This is a genomic window from Streptomyces sp. NPDC005866, assembly GCF_040629895.1.
Lineage (GTDB): Bacteria > Actinomycetota > Actinomycetes > Streptomycetales > Streptomycetaceae > Streptomyces.
Window position 1 is genome coordinate 149,323 of the sequence record NZ_JBEXWP010000003.1, and the last position, 16,390, is coordinate 165,712.

The window sequence follows — 16,390 nt, forward strand, 5'->3', positions numbered from 1 at the left end:
GGCCTCGACCGCTCGCTGTACGACCCCGTCCCCCGCTGTTTCGCCCCCGGCTCGGTCACCCTCACCCGACGCCGTCACCGCACCGTCGCCCGCCGAGGTCTTCGGCGCCGACGGCAGCGTCCGACGCTGCACGGCCGTCACCGACGTGCTCACCGGCGCATGCGTCAGCGCGCTGCGGCGAGGCGGGACGGAGGGCGCCGCCGTCACACGCGGACCGGTGGCCGGAGCCGGAGCGACCGGAGTCGGCTGCGGCGCCCACGCGACCGGCACCGATGCCGGAGCGACGGCCGCCGACGTGACCGACCGCTGGACAGCAGGCCCCGTCCGCCGTCCGTCCCCCACCGCAGAGGACCCGGGGGCCGAGGTGGTCGAGGCGGTCGACGGAGTCGGCGGCACCGGCGGGGTCGCCGGCATCGGCGGGGTCGCCGGCATCGGCGCGCTCCCCCCGCTGCGTACCGCTCCCGCTGCCGCCCCCGCCGTTCGCGCGGCCGCACCACCACCGCGCCGCCCCGCCAACGGCACCCGCTGCACCGCCGGCGCCACCGGACCAGCCGACCCCTTAGCCCGTGCGGAACCCGCAGCCCCCGCCGAACCCGAACCACTCCCTGCCGCCCGCACCGCCCGCAGCGGCACCACCGGAACCGCCGACCCCCGGCCACCGGCCGGACCCGTCAGTCCCGTCGGCCCGGCCGATCCCACCGGCCCCGCCAACGGCAGTGTCTGCGCCGGGCGTTCCAGGCCGGACACGGCCCCGACACCCGTCATCCCCCTAAGTCCGCCACCGGCCAGGCCCGCGCTCGACTGGCCGTCCAGGACCGCGTGTGAGCGCATGCCCATGAACGACGGGTTCTGCCAGGTCGGCAGCCGGCCGCCGAACCCCGGGTCCGCGACCGACCCGCCCGCCCCCAGCGCACGCTGAATCGGCGGCAGCCCGGACCAGGCCGCCGCCGCCACGGGCCGCGGCGCCTCGACAGCAACGTCTGCCTCAGCCGAAGCCCCGGCGGAAGCCGCGACCTCGGCCGAAGCCCCGGCCTGGGCGGCCCCGCGCCCCCGCATCCGATCCCACAACCCCACCGCTCAGCCCTCCGCCCCTGCGGAGGCCGCACGGGTCACCAGGGACGCGATCTCGGCCGTGTAGCGGCGGCGGTCGGCGTGCTCCAGGTCCAGGATGTCCTCCAGGCTCCAGTGGAAGTGGTAGGCGACGTACGCGATCTCCTCGTGCAGCCGGTCGGTCGCGTACGTCACGATTCCCCCAGGCGGCTCCCGCCGAGTTCCACCTCGAAGGGCTCCGAACAGTGCGGGCAGTTGACCGCGGCCCGGGTGTGGCCCTCCGCGTTGATCTGGCGGTAGAAGTCCTGCAGGAACGCCAGGTCGGAGGCGAACATGTTCTCCACGATCCCGTCGTGGACGAGGGGGAGCGTGCCGAGCCGGGTGATCACCCGGCCTAGCAGCACCACCGACAGGAAGGCGGGGTTCTCCTGGACGCGGACGTCCCGGAGCGGGATCAGCTCGTCGCGCGCCGTCGACAGGCGCATCACGCCGTCGCGGTGGACGGTGCCCTGCTCGTCGACGTACCCCCGCGGCAGCTGGAACGGGAACTCCGTGCGCAGCACCTCGACGGGCGTCTCCGGTTGCTGAGGAACCTGCTGCTGGGGCGCCGCCGCCTCCGCTGCGAGCGGCGCACCCACTCCCCCGGCCCTGACAGCCGAACGCCTCATTACTCGATGACCAGTTCTTCGAACGTGATGGTCACCGACTCGGTCAGCGCGGACGCCTCGCCCGCCTTCACCGTGCTGGTGTCGATCTTGCTGCACCAGGCGTTGCGCAGGTTGTAGCGCTTCACCGGGTTGTTCTCGAAGTCCATCATGATGATGGAGGCGTTCTTGCGGGCCGTGGTCATCTGGCCGTTGATCGACTCGTTGATCCACTGGGTGAACGACGAGGACTGGGTCATACCGCGTACGACCGTGCAGGTGCCGTTCTTCTTCACGCCCGGCAGGTTGCGGACGTGGTTCTTCCCGTCCGGAGTGTTCTGCTGGTAGGTGATGACGTCCTGTTCCATCGTCATCCCGCTGACCTCGGCGAGGTACTCGACCATCACGCCGTCGATCTGCAGACCGAAATTGTGCGATGTGAGGGCGTCACCCGGCTGGAGACTCATCTGTTACTGCCCGTTCTTCTCAAGGTGCCTGTACAACAAAGGGGTTGGGGAGGCGCCGGCCCGCTACTCCTGGAGTTCGCCGCTGCCGCTGGAGAACTGGGCCAGCCGGAAGATCACGAACTCGGCGGGCTTGACCGGGGCGATGCCGATCTCGCAGATCACGCGGCCGACGTCGACCGACTCCGGCGGGTTGGTCTCCTCGTCGCACTTGACGTAGTACGCCTCCTCGGGCCGCTGCCCGAACAGCGCGCCGCTGCGCCACTCGTTGACCAGGAACGCGGAGATGTTGCGCCGGATGCGGGCCCAGAGGTTGTGGTCGTTGGGCTCGAAGACCACCCACTGGGTGCCGATCAGGATCGACTCCTCCAGGTAGTTGAAGTACCGGCGGATGTTGAGGTACCGCCACGCCGGGTCGGAGGACAGGGTGCGGGCGCCCCAGATGCGGATGCCGCGGCCGGGGAAGGCGCGGATGCAGTTCACGCCGATCGGGTTGAGGAGGTCCTGCTCGCCCCGGGTGATCTGGAGCTCCAGGTCGACCGCGCCGCGGATCACCTCGTTCGCAGGGGCCTTGTGGACACCGCGCTCGGCGTCGTTGCGGGCCCAGACGCCGGCCACGTGGCCGGACGGCGGGATCAGCCGGGACTGGCCGGACGCCGGGTCGAAGGTCTTGATCCAGGGGTAGTAGAGGGCCGCGTACTTGGAGTCGTAGCCGGCCGTCTCCTGGCGCCATACCCGGATCTGGCGGGCGTTGAGGCTCGGCGGCGGGTCGATGACCGCGACCCGGTCGCCCATCAGCTCGCAGTGCGCGATCAGACCGAGCTGGACGGCCTTGACGGCCTCCAGGTCGATCGCGCCGCGCTGGTAGGCGGCCATCAGGTCGGGGACGGCCACCATGGACACCTCGTCGACGGCCTCCAGGCCACCGAAGCCGGTGCGGTCGGCCGAGTCGCCGAGGTACTCGGCGGGACCGGGGTGGGAGCCGGCGTCCGCGACGGGGGACGCGGACGCCGGGGCAGGGGCGGCGGGGGCCACGAGGGCCACCGTCTGGTTGTCCGGACGGGCCAGCTGCGCGGCGGGCGCGGCCTCGGTCACGGTGATGAGCTTGGAGCGCTCCTTGACCTGCGTGACGACGTAGTTGCGGCCGCCCTTCTTCGCGGTCACGTCGAAGGTCTCGACGGTCTTGCCGCCGTCCTTGACGAGGAGCCGGAAGCGTTCGGCGGGGCCGTCGCCCTCCGGGTCGGCGACCTCGACGCTCAGGTCGCCGGAGGCCATCGCGCTCACGGTGAAGGTACCGAGCTGCTTCGCCTCGCCGGGCGGCAGCGCGGCCGGTGCGGCCGAACTCCCCACGGCGGCGGGTGCGTTGGCGGCGGCCTCGTCGCCATCCCGGGAGCCGCCGACACGGACGACGTACGCCGCCGTGCCGCCGTTGTTGAAGAAGCCGTAGACGGAGTGCGCGAGGTAGTACCCGTCGGTGAACTCACCGAAGGACGCGACGTACTGCGTCCAGTTGGTCACCAGCGTCGGCTCGTTCAGCGGACCGGTCGGGGCCAGGCCCACGAAGGCCGCCACGGACGTGCCCACCCCCTCGATGGGGCGCGAGCCGCTGGCCACCTCCTCGACGTAGACGCCGGGCGACAGGTAGGACGGCATGCTCTGCTCTCCTCGGGGTACGAGACAGGAACACTCACCACCCTCACGCGCGAAGCGCCCATGCGGAAACGTCCTTCGGTGCCTGATCGCGGGCAACGTCTTTGCCCCCAAGGGCAGGTCACCCGCCCCACCTGCCCCGCGGCAAGGCGGCTCTGCCCCCGGGTCTGCCCCCGCGGCCCTCCCGGTCCCGGGCTCGGGCGGTTAAGGCTGGGTGCGCCCATCGTGAGGGGAGCAGCGTGCGCGCACAGGAATCCCGGGACCGGCAGGACCCGAAGCAGCGGCAGAACCGCGGTGTCTCGGCGCCTGTCGGCACCACCGCCAGGCGGATGCTGACGCTGCAGCGCCGGGTGGGCAACGCCGCCGTGGCCCGGGCCTTCGAGGAGGAGCGGCACGAGCACGACGCCAACTGCGGGCACGGCGGGAAGGACGCCTCCGTGCAGCGTTCGTCGGTGCTAGGAGTGCTGGCCACGCCGGGCCGCCCGGTCGACCCGGTGATCCGCGGCAAGGCGGAGCGGGGCCTGAACACCGACCTCAGCGATGTCGTCATGCACACCGGCCCCGAAGCAGAGCGCTCGGCGGCCGAGTTCGGGGCCCGCGCGTACACCTCCGGCCGACACATCGTCGTCGGCGCGGGCGGTGTGGACGAACACACTCTGCTGCACGAGCTGGCGCACACCTGGCAGCAGCAGCGTGGCCCGGTGGAGGGCACCAGCACCGGCGGAGTACATCTCTCCGACCCCAGCGACCGGCACGAGCAGGAGGCCGAGTCCATCGCCCACCGGATCAGGAACGGCGCCGGCGCTCCGGCCGCCCCGCCGCAGCCGACGGCCGCCGTCGCGCCCGCGGGCGCCGTTCCGGTGGCCCGGACGCCCAGGGGCCGCGGCCAGAGCCGCCCCCCTGCCAGCCCGATGCACCCGGCGGACGCCGGGCAGTTCTTCGAGTTCTTCCTCGACGGCAACCGCGAGGTCGGCCGGTATGTCCGGGCCCGGTCGAACGGCAACGAGGTCTTCGACACCGAGCGCTTCGGCCGGGTCGAGGTCCTCCCGTCCGACATCCTCGGCCCCCGCGCCCGGGTGGGCGGTATCCATCCGCCGGGTCAGGCCCGTACGGCCGAGGAGCGGCTGGAGGGCCGGAGCACGGTCTATCTGTCCGAGGCCGACGCCTCGGCGGCCCGCGCGCGGCTGCGCAGGGACCCCAGCAGGGCGGACGAGATCGGCATCACGACGTTCGAGGAGCACCCCGAGCAGGACTACGGGGACTACGCGCGCAACAGCGAGGCCCTGCGCCGGCTCGGTGTGCCGATCCTGACCAACATGGACCTGAGCCGGCCGGACGCCGCGGAGCGGCTGCGGCACGTCGACGAGGGCGCCAATCTGCACTTCCAGATGCCGCGCACGGGGCGTATGAAGGGCTACTCCACCCAGAAACTGGTCGGCGACACCAACCGGCTGCCCCGGCGGATGAACCGCGACGACGTCTCCGTGAGCATCACGGCTCCGGACCCGCGCCAGTACAAGAACCCCGGCACCCACAACGGCTTCTACGGCCTGGAGAACCGCAAGGCCGTGCCCCCCGGGATGCGGGTCAGGTCGGGCCCCGACCCCGAAGCGGACCTGGAGCAGTACGGCTACTCCCACCGGATCTCCGGCAAGGACGAGAGCGCCAACGCGGCCACCCGCCGCAAGACGTACTACGTGGAGCAGGACCGGCGCAGCGACAGCCCCGAGGAGCGCGGCGGCCCGTCGGACTACCGCGAGCGCGAGGACGACCGCGAGGCGCGCAGCCGCAGGCGCTCCCGGAGCCGCCGGCGAGCGGCGAGCCGGGCCCCGAGCCTGGCTCCGAGCAGGGCCGACACCGGTTTCTACGACGACCAGCGGCCCCGCGGCCGGCAGGTGAGCCGGGGCAGCCTGTACGAGGAGGACACGGCCGCCGGGATGGCCTCGGCCGCCCGCAGCCGGAGCCGGCGGCGCCCGGTCGAAGTCGACTCGTACGACGACGACGATCTGTATGCCCCGCCGACACCCCGGCCGCGCAGCCGCAGCCGGCGACAGGTCGAGCGCAGTCGGAGCCGGGGCCCTGCCACGCTGACGCAGGCCGACCTCGACACCTACGTCCAGTACGGCGGCGGCGACGACTACATGGAGCAGGAGTCCCGGCCCTCGCGCGGTTCCCGCCGCGCCCGCAGCCAGAGCCGGGCCGCACGCCACCGCAGCCGGGCGGCCTCGCAGCGCCGCAACTACGCGGCTCCGCCGTCCGACTACGACGAGCCCGTGAGCAGCCAGCAGGTGGTCGAGGAGGAGGAATACGCCCTCCCCCGGAGGCGGTCGCGCTACCGGAACCGTCGCCGGAACGTGATCTACGACTCCGACGACGACATGTGACGATGACCGCCCGGGCAACACGGGTGCGGGGCGGGGCAACCCGGCCTGCCCCGTGGTCCGCTGACCGGTCGCCGTGCTTCCCCTAGCGTTGCCGCGTGAGCCTGTGGACCTCCCTCGAACCCGCCTCCGCGACCGTCGATCCGGGCGCCTCGACCCGGGTACGCCTGCGGCTGCGCAACACCGGTGACGTCGTCGACGAGTACCGCTTCGAACCGGTGGGCCCGATCGCCCCCTGGACGACCGTCGAACCGCAGACACTCCGCCTCTACCCGGGCACGACGGGCACGGTCGAACTGACCTTCGCCCCGCCCCGCACCCCCGACGCGACGGCCGGACCCAACCCCTACGCCATCCGCATCACGCCCACCGAGCATCCCGAGGCCGTCACCGTCCCCGAGGGCAACCTCACCATCACGCCCTTCACCGAGCTGCGCGCGGAACTGGTCCCGCCCACCGTCAAGGGCCGCTTCCGGGGCCGCTCCAAGCTGGCCATCGACAACCTCGGCAACACCAAACTCACCGCGTCCGTCAGCGGCAACGACAACGGCGACCAGCTCGCCTACGACATCCACCCCAGCAACGTCCAGATCGAACCGGGCCGCGCCGCCTTCATCAAGGCCACGCTCAAGCCCCGCAGGATCATCTGGTTCGGGCCGAAGGAACAGCGGCCGTACGCGCTCACCGTCCAGCGGGCCGGCGTCAATCCACAGCCTGTGGACGGCACTTACGTCCAGCGCGGCTTCCTGCCCCGCTGGCTCGCCACCCTCTTCGGCACCCTGCTCGCCCTCGCCATCACCTTCGCCCTGATCTGGTTCGCCTACAAGCCGCCGGTCAAGAGCCTGGCCGAGGAGCAGGTCCAGGCGGCGGGCGTCAGCTCGCTCGCGCCCAGCCCCACGGCCACCCCGACCCCGCCGCCGGCACCCAGTGTCACGGCCTCCACCGCGCCCGCCGCCCCGGCCGCCGGGGACGGCGGCAACAGCGGCGGCGGGGGAGGCGGAGGTGCGACGGCCACCGTGACCGCCAAGCCCAAGCAGGACACCGCGGCCACCGCCGTGAACCGCCTCGCCGCCGACGACCCGTCCGGGCGGCACATCTGCTACCGCGCCTATGTCCAGGGCACCGGCTGGCAGAAGCCCGTCTGCGACGGCACCATGGCCGGCACGACCGGCAAGAACGTGCCGATCAAGGCCATCAACATCGCGGTGTACGGCGTCCAGGGCTCCGCCGCCAACGCCTTCGTCTACAACGCCCAGTCGACGGACGGCAAGGGCAAGTGGAACCCGAACTGGACGGCGATCACCGCCGACGGCAAGGACAACTACATCGGCAGCACCAAGGCGGCCGACCCCTACATCGAGGGCTTCGCCGTCAACGTCGGCAACGGCCAGGCCTGCAACTACGCCAAGGTCCGTGACCACGACTGGGGCGACCAGTGGTGCAAGGGCGCCCGCCCCGATCTCAACTTCGTCGGTACCCTCGACAACACGCTCTGGCTGGAAGCCTTCAAGCTGACGGTGAGCCCATGACTCTCTGGACCTCCCTAGAACCCGCCTCCGCGACCGTGGACCCCGGGTCCTCGACCCGGGTACGGCTGCGGCTGCGCAACACCGGTGACGTCGTCGACGAGTACCGCTTCGAACCGGTGGGCCCGATCGCCCCCTGGACGACCGTCGAACCGCAGACACTCCGCCTCTACCCGGGCACGACGGGCACGGTCGAACTGACCTTCGCCCCGCCCCGCACCCCCGACGCGACGGCCGGACCCAACCCCTACGCCATCCGCATCACGCCCACCGAGCATCCCGAGGCCGTCACCGTCCCCGAGGGCAACCTCACCATCACGCCCTTCACCGAGCTGCGCGCGGAACTGGTCCCGCCCACCGTCAAGGGCCGCTTCCGGGGCCGCTCCAAGCTGGCCATCGACAACCTCGGCAACACCAAACTCACCGCGTCCGTCAGCGGCAACGACAACGGCGACCAGCTCGCCTACGACATCCACCCCAGCAACGTCCAGATCGAACCGGGCCGCGCCGCCTTCATCAAGGCCACGCTCAAGCCCCGCAGGATCATCTGGTTCGGGCCGAAGGAACAGCGGCCGTACGCGCTCACCGTCCAGCGGGCCGGCGTCAATCCACAGCCTGTGGACGGCACTTACGTCCAGCGCGGCTTCCTGCCCCGCTGGCTCGCCACCCTCTTCGGCACCCTGCTCGCCCTCGCCATCACCTTCGCCCTGATCTGGTTCGCCTACAAGCCGCCGGTCAAGAGCCTGGCCGAGGAGCAGGTCCAGGCGGCGGGCGTCAGCTCGCTCGCGCCCAGCCCCACGGCCGGCGCGCCCCTGGCCGCCGCGCCTGCACCCTCGCCGTCGCAGGCCGAGCAGCAGTCCGGGAACAGCGGCGGGTCCGGCACCCAGGCGGGAGGTGGCGGCCAGGCCCAGCCGTCCCCCCAGGCGTCGAAGAAGCAGGCCCCGAAGCCCGTCGTACCGGCGTACAACATCCTGCTGCGCAACACGACGACCAAGAAGTGCGCGGACATCCCCGGCTACGACAAGGGGAGCAACGGCGGCCCGGTGCGGGAGTACACCTGCAACGAGACCACCGCCGACAACCAGCGGTGGAACCTGGAGGTGCGGTACCCGAAGGGCGGCCCGGGCTCGGCCGCGCTCTTCCAGATCCGCAATGTGAAGGACCAGCTGTGCATGGACATGCCCGACTATGGTTCCGCGCCGCTGTCCACGCCGATCACCGAGTACACGTGTGACGGCACCAAGGCCGACAACCAGCTGTGGTGGATCGACAAGCAGCCCAGCGGGGACTACTGGATCCGCAACTTCGCCAGCGACAACCTGTGCCTGGACGTGGCCGGCTACAGCACCGGCGGCAACGACACCAACCTGACCCTGTACCACTGCTCGAACACCGACGACCAGGAGTGGCGGATCGTGCGTCCGTCGGGGCACTAGAGGGCGCGGCCGGCCGTCACCGCCCCGCGTCGGCCGCTGCGGCGGCCAGGATTTCGGCGAGCGCGGCAGGCTTGGTGACCATGGGCCAGTGGCCCGAGTCGATGTCGGCGAAGTCGACGTGCTTGGCCGGGGCGAGTTCCGGGACATCGCCGCCGCTGATCCACTCCCGGGCCTGGGCAGGGGTGAACTCCGGGCACACCACTACGACCGGGACGTCGAACCGTCGCTTGAACTGCGAGCCGCGGTCGCGGCCCTCGCGGCACGTCTCACCACCGCCGTGACGAACCAGCCCTGACCGGCCCCCGGGCCTGACTACCAGGTCCCCGGCACCAGGCGCCCCGCCTTGCGGTACTCACGCTGGGCGCCTTCCAGCAGGTCCGCCGCGGTGACCGACGTTCCGCGCCCGGCGGCCAGGTAGGCGGCGGTGACCACGGCGCTGCGGATGGAGCCGCCGGCCAGCTCGAAGTCGCGGGCCAGCGAGCGGAGTTCGATGTCCTGCTCGCTCGGCACATGCGCCAGCCCGTGCCGCCACAGTGCCAGTCGCTGTTCCTCGTCCGGGAACGGGAAGTCGATCACCAGGTCCAGGCGGCGGGTGAAGGCCTCGTCGATGTTGGCGCGCAGGTTGGTGGTGAGCAGCGCGATGCCGTCGAAGGCCTCCAGACGCTGGAGGAGATAGGCCGACTCCAGGTTGGCGTACCGGTCGTGGGCGTCCTTGACCTCGGAGCGCTTGCCGAAGACGGCGTCGGCCTCGTCGAAGAGCAGCACGGCGTCGGTGCGGTCGGCCTCGGTGAAGATGCGCTCCAGGTTCTTCTCGGTCTCGCCGACGTACTTGTCGACGATGGAGGAGAGCTGGACGACGTAGAGGTCGAGGCCGAGTTCGGCGGCCACGACCTCCGCCGACAGGGTCTTGCCCGTCCCCGAGTCGCCGGCGAACAGGCCCAGCACCCCGCGGCCCCGGCCGCCGCCCGCGCTCAGCCGCCACTCGCCGAGCACCCGGTCGCGGTGGCGGGCGCGCAGGGCGAGTTCGCGCAGTTCGGTGAGCGGGCGTTCGGGCAGCACCAGGTCCCGCCAGTCGACGGCGGGCCGGATCCGGCGGGCGTGCTGTTCGAGCCCGGACGCCGACTGCTGGCGGGCGGCCAGCCGCAGGTGGCCGGCGGTCAGCGGGGTGCCGTCGAAGGCGGCCAGGGCCTGCGCCGCCCGGGCCGCGCGGGTGAGCCGGTCGCCGGCCAGGTGGTACGGGGCGACGGTGGCCGCGAGGTCGAAGCCGGGGGTGTCGGGCAGTACACCTGCCCAGGCGTCCACGGCCGCGGCACGCCGGGACGGCACCTCGAGGACGAGAGGGTCAAGGTCGCACCACTGGGCGTCGTAGGGGTGCGGGCTGGTGACCAGTGCGGTGACATCGGTGGCGGTGCTGCTCAACGCCCGGACGAATGCGCCGGGTTTCGCCTCGGCGATGAGAACCACCCGCCCGCTCAGCCGGGCCTCCCGCAGCACCTCCGGGACATGCTCCTCCGGCCCGGTGTAGTGCCAGGCCTCCACGCCGGCCAGTCGCAGCGCGGCCGTCGCACTGCCGAGGCCCTCCCCCTCGCGCCGCTCCCGCAGATACCCGAGCAGCGGCCCGCCGCCGATCCGCCCCGCCAGCCGCCGCACGAACTCCTCGTCGACGGCTTCCCCGTCGTACGACGGTGAGCGCAGGTGTCCCGCCAGCACCGGGTCCGGGGTGTCGTCGCCGAGGAGGTGGGCCAGGACCCGGTCGGGGACGCGCAACGAGCGGCTGAGGAAGGGGCGTTCGGGCTCCTCCACCGCCATCAGGCCGAGCGCGGTCAGCGGGGCCGTGGGGTGGAACCGCGCGCGGGCCTCGGTGTGGTGGGCGGGGACGCCGTAGAGGTCTAGGGCGAGGGCGATGGTGGCGCGGCGGCGGCCGACGTCGTCGTTGAGGTAGCCGTACAGCGGCTCGAAGGTGCGGTCGAGATCCGGAGCGAACGCGACGAGGAGGATCGTGGTGTCGAGGGGGGAGAGGCGGAGGCGGAGGGCGAGGCCCGCGAGCCGGTCGGTGAAGTCCTTTTCCAAGCTGGGGAGTTCGGCGGGCGTCTCCGGGCGCAGGAAGTACCGGACCGCATCGTCGGAGAGATAGAGGCCGCGCAGCGGGTCGGTGGCCGTCGGGTCGCCGGCCGAGCGGTGCTCGACGAGGGCCGCGGCCCGCTCGCGCAGCCCGGACAGCCGGGCAAGGAGCGGGGCGACCGGCGTCAGGGAGACGTCGAGGGTCACGCCCGGCTCCTCCGGGCGACGACGGCCTGGGCGACCTGGCCGGGCCGGTGGGCCCGCTCCTCGAGGACCGGCCCGGTGTCGTCCAGTCCCTCGCGTACGCGGACGGCGGCGCCCTCGGTGACGGGCGGACCGGCGTCGTACTCGGGATAGGCCGGGAACGGTGCCGTGATGACGACGTCCAGGGAGGGCTTGAGCTCACCGCCGAGCGCGGACCAGATCTCGGCGAGGGAGCGGGCCTCGGTCTGGATACCGGCGACCGAAAGGGGCACTGTCAGCCCCAGCTCGCGCAGGGACTCCGGCAGTTCGCCCGGATGGATCAGCTCCCTCGGGATCAGGGTCGCCAGCACGGCGCTGATCAGCCGGTGTTCGTCCTCGGGCCGCTTGGTCCACGCCGTCACCAGGTACGACAGCCGGAACCACCGGGGCGGCTGCCGGCGCTTGACGACGACGTCCCGGTCGTCCCGGACGTCGATATGCCCGCGCTGACGCCGTTTCACGTCCTCACGGATGTCGTACAGATAGCTGTTGATCACGGGTCCGTTGCGGCGGGCCGCCCAGTCGCGGGTCGGGGCGTCGAAGGAGACGTCGATGCCGGAGCCCTCCAGCGCACCGCCGGTCAGCAGGTTCCGCAGCACCTGGTCCACCTCGTGGATCACGCCGTACTCACCACCCCATGGACCCGTCGGTACTCATATCCATCCTGCCCTCCGTCTCCGCCGCCCCCGCAGGAACGGCCGGGCAGACCGCGTTGCCCGGGAACCGGTGCATGCTGCCCGTTCGGTCACATGTAGCCTTCCCGGAGGGCATGGGCCACGGCGTGTGCCCGGTTGCGCAGATGCAGCCGGGTCGTCAGCCCGTGCATGACGTTCTTGACGGTGCGCTCGGAGTAGGACAGCTTGCTGGCGATCTCACCGGTGTCGAGCCCCTCGGCGACGAGCCGCAGTACGTCCACCTCGCGGGCGGACAGCCCGGAGGCCGGGGCGCCCGGGCGGCCGGCGGCGTTGCGGTGCAGGGTGCCGACCTGGTTGATCAGCCGGCCGAGCAGATCGGCGGGCAGGTCGCCGTCGCCGCGGGCGGCCGCCAGCACGGCCTGCACCAGCCGGTGTTCGGTTGCCTCGTGCCGCCAGACGATGGCACCGACCCCGCACTCGATCACATCGAGCAGCTCCGTCTCGCGCATCGCCCCGACCACGAGCACGGCCCGCGCGCCCTCGCTGCGCACGACCCGGCGCAGCCGGGTCAGCTCCGGCTCGCCGAGGCTGTCGCTGATGAGCAGCGCGACCATGCCGGGCCCGGTCTCGGACTCCTCGCGCAACTCGATCTCAGGGTGGCGCCGCAACTGGCTGAGCGCGCCCTCGCGGGAGATCGGATCCGGCGCGTACACCGCCACCGGCGTGCGGCCGCCCGACGCTAGTGAGCTGTTGCTGGCCAACCGCTTCCCCTATGTCCGCTATGTCCGCGTGTCCGTCACCCCTGAGGGAACGGTGACGGACGGGAGTACCCAGCCTGGTGGGACCAAAGGGGCAGGCGCAATCGTGGACCACCACGACAGGGACCACGAGATGTCCGGGGGGCCCGGGGTCGTGGGTGACCGCGGGCCACGCCCCCGAACCGCCCCGCCCGCACGCACAACCCCGTACCGAATGTGCCGACCCGGCAACAAATCCGCCGCCCGCCGCACCACTCCAGAACTTCTCCCGCCCCCGCCCCCTCTAACCCCCCGAACCCACCAGCGCACCGCGAGGAGCCTGGAATGATGCATTCGTCCCCTGAACTCGCCGACGCCATGTACCTGTTGGCCGAGGAAGCCGAGCGGACGCGGACCGGGACCGGCCGGCTCGTGCTGCTGCGGGGCGCCACCGGGACCGGCCGCACCACCGTCCTGGAGGCCGCGGCCGCGCAGGCGGCCGCCCATGGTCTGAGAACGCTCCACGCCCGCTGCTCCCCAGCCGACACCTCCATCTCCTTCGCCACCGTCCTGCAACTCCTCGGCCCGGTTCCGGAGTTCGCCGACCTCACGGTGGACGGTGACGAGCGGGCCACCGCCGCCGCGCTCTGGCGCGTGCTGCGCGCCTACGCCGACGACTCGCCCCTGCTCGTCGCCGTGGACGACGTGCACCTCGCCGACGCCCCCTCGCACCGCTGGCTCGTGGAGGCCGCCCGCTACATAGACCGCTTACCGATCCTCCTCGTCGTCGGCGAACGCAGTCAGTACGACCTCGATCCGCCCACCCCCGGCTTCGCCCACACCCTCCCCCCGGCCCTCGTCCGGACCCACACCCTCGCTCCCCTCACCCCGGAGGCCGCGGCCGGCCGGGTGCGCGCCGCCTTCCCGGCCGCGGACCAGGTCTGGGTGGACGGCTGTGCGCGGGCCGCCGCCGGCAGCCCCTTACTCCTGCACGCCCTGCTCGACGACCTCCACGAGGCACGGCACACGACGGTGCCCACCGCCACGGCCGCCCTGTACCCGGGCGCCTACCCGGCCGCCGTCCGGTGGTGGCTGGACAGTGCGGGCCCGGCCACCACCGAGGTCGCCCGTGCCCTCGCCGTACTCGAGGAGAACGCCGGCGCCGGACTGCCGGAGACCGACATCACGCCTCTGCTCGCCGGGCTGGTCGGCGCCGACCCCACGCGGGTGGCCGGCTGGCTCACCGCCATGACCAACCTCGGCCTTCTCGCCCCCGGCCCCGACGGCCGCCCCCACTACCCGCACCCCCTGCTGCGCGACGCGGTCCTCGCCGGTGTCCCCGCCTCCCGCCGCCGTGCCGCGCACCGGGCGATAGCCGAGGCGCTGCTGCGTCAGGACGCGCCCGCCGAGGCCGTGGCCCGTCAGCTGCTCTCGACCGGCCCGGTGAACGTTCCCTGGGCGCCGCCCCTGCTGAAGGACGCGGCCGCGCTCGCCCTCCACGAAGGCCGCGCCGAGGACGCCGTCGCCTACCTGCGCCGCGCCCTGGAGGAACCCCTCTCCGACGACCACCGGCAGCGGCTGCTGATCGGACTGGGCTCGCTGGAGTACGCGGCGCCCCGCTCCTCCGCGGCGATACCCCGCCTCGCCGAGGCGGTCCGGCTCCCCGCCACCCCGCAGGACCGGGTGCGCGCGGCCGTCGCCCTCGGCACCGCGCTGACCGGCCGGGGCCGCACCCGCAAGGCCGTGGAGCTGCTCCGGTCCGTGAACGGCGAGCTGAACGACCACCCCGACCTGGTGCGCACCCTGCACACCGCCTCCGTCCTCCTCTCCGACCAGGACCAGGAGGTACGGCAGGAGGTCTACCGCCGGCTGTCCGAGACCGCCGAGCGCTCCCCGGAGCTGGTCGGCACGGCCGGCCAGGCCCTGCTGGTGCGGCACGCGGCCTCCGCTGGCCTCACCTCGGCCCGGGACGCCATGCGCCGGCTGCGCGCCCTGCTCGCCGAACCCACCGACCCGCTCACCGAGCCCTTCCTGGTCGGTACGGCGGCCACGGTCGCCCAGTGGGCCGACGAACTCGACGAGGCCGAGCGGCTGGTGGACCGGGGGCTGGCCGGACAGCGCCCCGACCTGCTGCACCCCATGCACCAGGCCCTGATCAACAGCCGTGCGGACATCGCGGCGGCCCGCGCCGACTACACCCGCCCGACGGCCGTACCCGAGTCGGTCACGGCCGGCAACGCCCATGCGCACACCCTGATCGCCCTGGTGGAGACCGGCCGTACCGCACAGGCCGAGAGCCTGGTCGCCGGGATCGACCTGCGGGAGGCGGCGGACTCCTGGGAGCTGAACCGGTTCCTCTACGCCCGGGGAGTGGTGCGGGCCGCCGCCGGTGATCCGGCGGCGGCGCTGCACGACTTCCTGGAGTGCGGCCGCCGCCAGTCCGCCCGTCAAGTGACCAGCCCGGTGGTCACCCCCTGGCGTACGGCCGCCGCCGAGTGCCGGCTGGCACTCGGCCGCCCCCTCGATGCCATCGCCCTGGCCGAGGAGGAACTGCGTCTGGCCCGGATCTGGGACACCCCGCGCACGGTGGGCCGGGCCCTGCGCGTTCTCGGTACGGCGACCGGCGGCCGCCGGGGTCTTGAGCTGGCCGAGGAGGCCGTGGCGCTGCTGCGGGGCGGCGGTCCCGCCGGTACGGAGCCGGCGCTGGCGCTGCTCGCCCTGGGCCGCCAGCTGACCGCCGCCGGCGAGGCCGCCCGGGCCCGCGACAGCCTGCGGGAGACCGTGGAGCACGCCGAACGGCTCGGTGCCGTACGGCTGGTGGAGCTGGCCGAGCGAATGCTGCGGAAAGGCGGCGCCCGCTCCCCCAGACGCCGTACGGGCGCCGCCTCCCTGACCGGCAGCGAGCGCCGCATCGCCGAACTCGCCGCCGAGGGCCGCACGAACACGGAGATCGCGGCCCTGCTCCATCTGGCCCGCCGTACCGTGGAGACCCATCTCACCCACACGTACAGGAAGCTGGGCATCCGCCGGCGGGCCGATCTGCGCCCCGCCCTGGATCAGGGCGCCCCGTGCCAGTAGGGGTCCAGAGCGTCCAGGGCCCGGTCCTGGACGCCGGTGAGCCAGTCCCGGACGTGCGGGGCACGGGCGGTGTCCAGCATCCGGCGCACGACCGTGCCGTACGCCGGGTGGCCGGGACTGCGGCCGTCCCCCAGCCGTTCCAGGCAACCGCTCACCAGGTTGCGGTAGTTGGTGCGGGCCGCGTTGTCGTGCTCCAGGTCCGTGCCGTAGCCAGGGCCCTGCTGCCGCGCCAGTTCCACCCACCGTTCGAGCACCCGCAGCGCGATCTCCGGGCCGCCGCTGCGCAGCGCGCCCAGCACCATCGCGAACCGGTAGGAGCCCTCGGTGAAGTGCGGCTCCTCCCGCACGGCGCCGCGCAGTTGCCGGCCGGTGTGAGCGAGGACGCCCTGCGCGGAGCGCGTACCGCCGTTCATCAGGTGGTCCTCGAAGCTCCAGGTCAGCAGATGGAACCGGACGAGCAGCCCGAGCGCGGCCACCCTGGAGAG

13 protein-coding genes and 1 pseudogene are annotated in these 16,390 nt (G+C 72.9%); 5 read left to right on the forward strand and 9 right to left on the reverse strand.

Going from position 1 to position 16,390, the window contains the following annotated elements; genetic code table 11:
- Window positions 1-145: 145 nt before the first annotated feature.
- Window positions 146-919: a hypothetical protein gene (locus ABZ396_RS05425; RefSeq protein WP_358914862.1), complete on the forward strand. Its 774-nt coding sequence runs from the start codon at window positions 146-148 to the stop codon at window positions 917-919.
- Between the two features lie 158 nt (window positions 920-1,077).
- On the opposite strand, the gene ABZ396_RS05430 is transcribed toward ABZ396_RS05425, so the two are convergent.
- The 4 genes from ABZ396_RS05430 to ABZ396_RS05445 all read right to left on the reverse strand — a co-directional run bounded on the left by ABZ396_RS05430 (window position 1,078) and on the right by ABZ396_RS05445 (window position 3,811).
- Window positions 1,078-1,245: a DUF6760 family protein gene (locus ABZ396_RS05430; protein WP_351316879.1), complete on the reverse strand. Its 168-nt coding sequence runs from the start codon at window positions 1,243-1,245 to the stop codon at window positions 1,078-1,080.
- Window positions 1,242-1,718 (reverse strand): hypothetical protein, encoded by a 477-nt coding sequence (locus tag ABZ396_RS05435; protein WP_358914864.1) that lies wholly within the window; start codon window positions 1,716-1,718, stop codon window positions 1,242-1,244. The genes ABZ396_RS05430 and ABZ396_RS05435 overlap by 4 nt, the downstream gene beginning before the upstream one ends.
- Window positions 1,718-2,161, reverse strand: a complete 444-nt coding sequence (locus ABZ396_RS05440) for a phage tail protein (protein ID WP_358914866.1) — start codon at window positions 2,159-2,161, stop codon at window positions 1,718-1,720. The genes ABZ396_RS05435 and ABZ396_RS05440 overlap by 1 nt, the downstream gene beginning before the upstream one ends.
- Window positions 2,162-2,224: 63 nt before the next feature.
- On the reverse strand, window positions 2,225-3,811 hold the full coding sequence (locus ABZ396_RS05445; protein ID WP_358914868.1) for a phage tail sheath subtilisin-like domain-containing protein: 1,587 nt from the start codon (window positions 3,809-3,811) through the stop codon (window positions 2,225-2,227).
- A 236-nt stretch (window positions 3,812-4,047) separates the two neighbouring features.
- On the opposite strand from ABZ396_RS05445, the gene ABZ396_RS05450 reads away from it, so the two are divergent.
- From ABZ396_RS05450 to ABZ396_RS05460, 3 genes are all read left to right on the forward strand, one after another.
- Window positions 4,048-6,192, forward strand: coding sequence for a DUF4157 domain-containing protein (locus tag ABZ396_RS05450; RefSeq protein WP_358914870.1), 2,145 nt, complete (start codon window positions 4,048-4,050; stop codon window positions 6,190-6,192).
- 95 nt (window positions 6,193-6,287) lie between these two features.
- Window positions 6,288-7,718 carry a hydrolase gene (locus tag ABZ396_RS05455; protein WP_358914872.1) on the forward strand — a complete coding sequence of 477 codons (1,431 nt, stop codon included), beginning with the start codon at window positions 6,288-6,290 and terminating at the stop codon, window positions 7,716-7,718.
- The gene (locus ABZ396_RS05460) at window positions 7,715-9,151 is read left to right on the forward strand and encodes an RICIN domain-containing protein (protein WP_358914874.1); all 1,437 of its coding nucleotides are present in this window, start codon (window positions 7,715-7,717) and stop codon (window positions 9,149-9,151) included. Before ABZ396_RS05455 ends, ABZ396_RS05460 begins: the two co-directional genes overlap by 4 nt.
- 16 nt (window positions 9,152-9,167) lie before the next feature.
- Here ABZ396_RS05460 and ABZ396_RS05465 read toward each other — a convergent pair.
- The 4 genes and pseudogenes from ABZ396_RS05465 to ABZ396_RS05480 form a co-directional block, all read right to left on the reverse strand.
- A pseudogene (locus ABZ396_RS05465) lies at window positions 9,168-9,380 on the reverse strand (alpha/beta hydrolase); the annotation flags it as partial.
- Between the two features lie 83 nt (window positions 9,381-9,463).
- Window positions 9,464-11,419 carry an ATP-binding protein gene (locus ABZ396_RS05470; protein WP_358914876.1) on the reverse strand — a complete coding sequence of 652 codons (1,956 nt, stop codon included), beginning with the start codon at window positions 11,417-11,419 and terminating at the stop codon, window positions 9,464-9,466.
- On the reverse strand, window positions 11,416-12,075 hold the full coding sequence (locus tag ABZ396_RS05475) for a DUF4255 domain-containing protein (protein WP_358914878.1): 660 nt from the start codon (window positions 12,073-12,075) through the stop codon (window positions 11,416-11,418). The genes ABZ396_RS05470 and ABZ396_RS05475 overlap by 4 nt, the downstream gene beginning before the upstream one ends.
- Window positions 12,076-12,200: 125 nt before the next feature.
- Window positions 12,201-12,851, reverse strand: a complete 651-nt coding sequence (locus ABZ396_RS05480) for a response regulator transcription factor (RefSeq protein ID WP_358914880.1) — start codon at window positions 12,849-12,851, stop codon at window positions 12,201-12,203.
- A 321-nt stretch (window positions 12,852-13,172) separates the two neighbouring features.
- Between ABZ396_RS05480 and ABZ396_RS05485 the strand changes: the two genes are divergently transcribed.
- The gene (locus ABZ396_RS05485) at window positions 13,173-15,905 is read left to right on the forward strand and encodes a LuxR C-terminal-related transcriptional regulator (protein WP_358914882.1); all 2,733 of its coding nucleotides are present in this window, start codon (window positions 13,173-13,175) and stop codon (window positions 15,903-15,905) included.
- On the opposite strand, the gene ABZ396_RS05490 is transcribed toward ABZ396_RS05485, so the two are convergent.
- Complete coding sequence (locus tag ABZ396_RS05490; RefSeq protein WP_358914884.1) at window positions 15,884-16,381, reverse strand: hypothetical protein; 498 nt, start codon at window positions 16,379-16,381, stop codon at window positions 15,884-15,886. The two genes, ABZ396_RS05485 and ABZ396_RS05490, sit on opposite strands and share 22 nt — an antisense overlap.
- Window positions 16,382-16,390 lie beyond the last annotated feature (9 nt).

Coding starts and splice junctions, on each gene's coding strand:
- ABZ396_RS05485 (WP_358914882.1), top strand. CDS start 13,173: ATGATGCATTCGTCCCCTGAACTCGCCGACGCCATGTACCTGTTGGCC.
- ABZ396_RS05460 (WP_358914874.1), top strand. CDS start 7,715: ATGACTCTCTGGACCTCCCTAGAACCCGCCTCCGCGACCGTGGACCCC.
- ABZ396_RS05445 (WP_358914868.1), bottom strand. CDS start 3,811: ATGCCGTCCTACCTGTCGCCCGGCGTCTACGTCGAGGAGGTGGCCAGC.
- ABZ396_RS05440 (WP_358914866.1), bottom strand. CDS start 2,161: ATGAGTCTCCAGCCGGGTGACGCCCTCACATCGCACAATTTCGGTCTG.
- ABZ396_RS05435 (WP_358914864.1), bottom strand. CDS start 1,718: ATGAGGCGTTCGGCTGTCAGGGCCGGGGGAGTGGGTGCGCCGCTCGCA.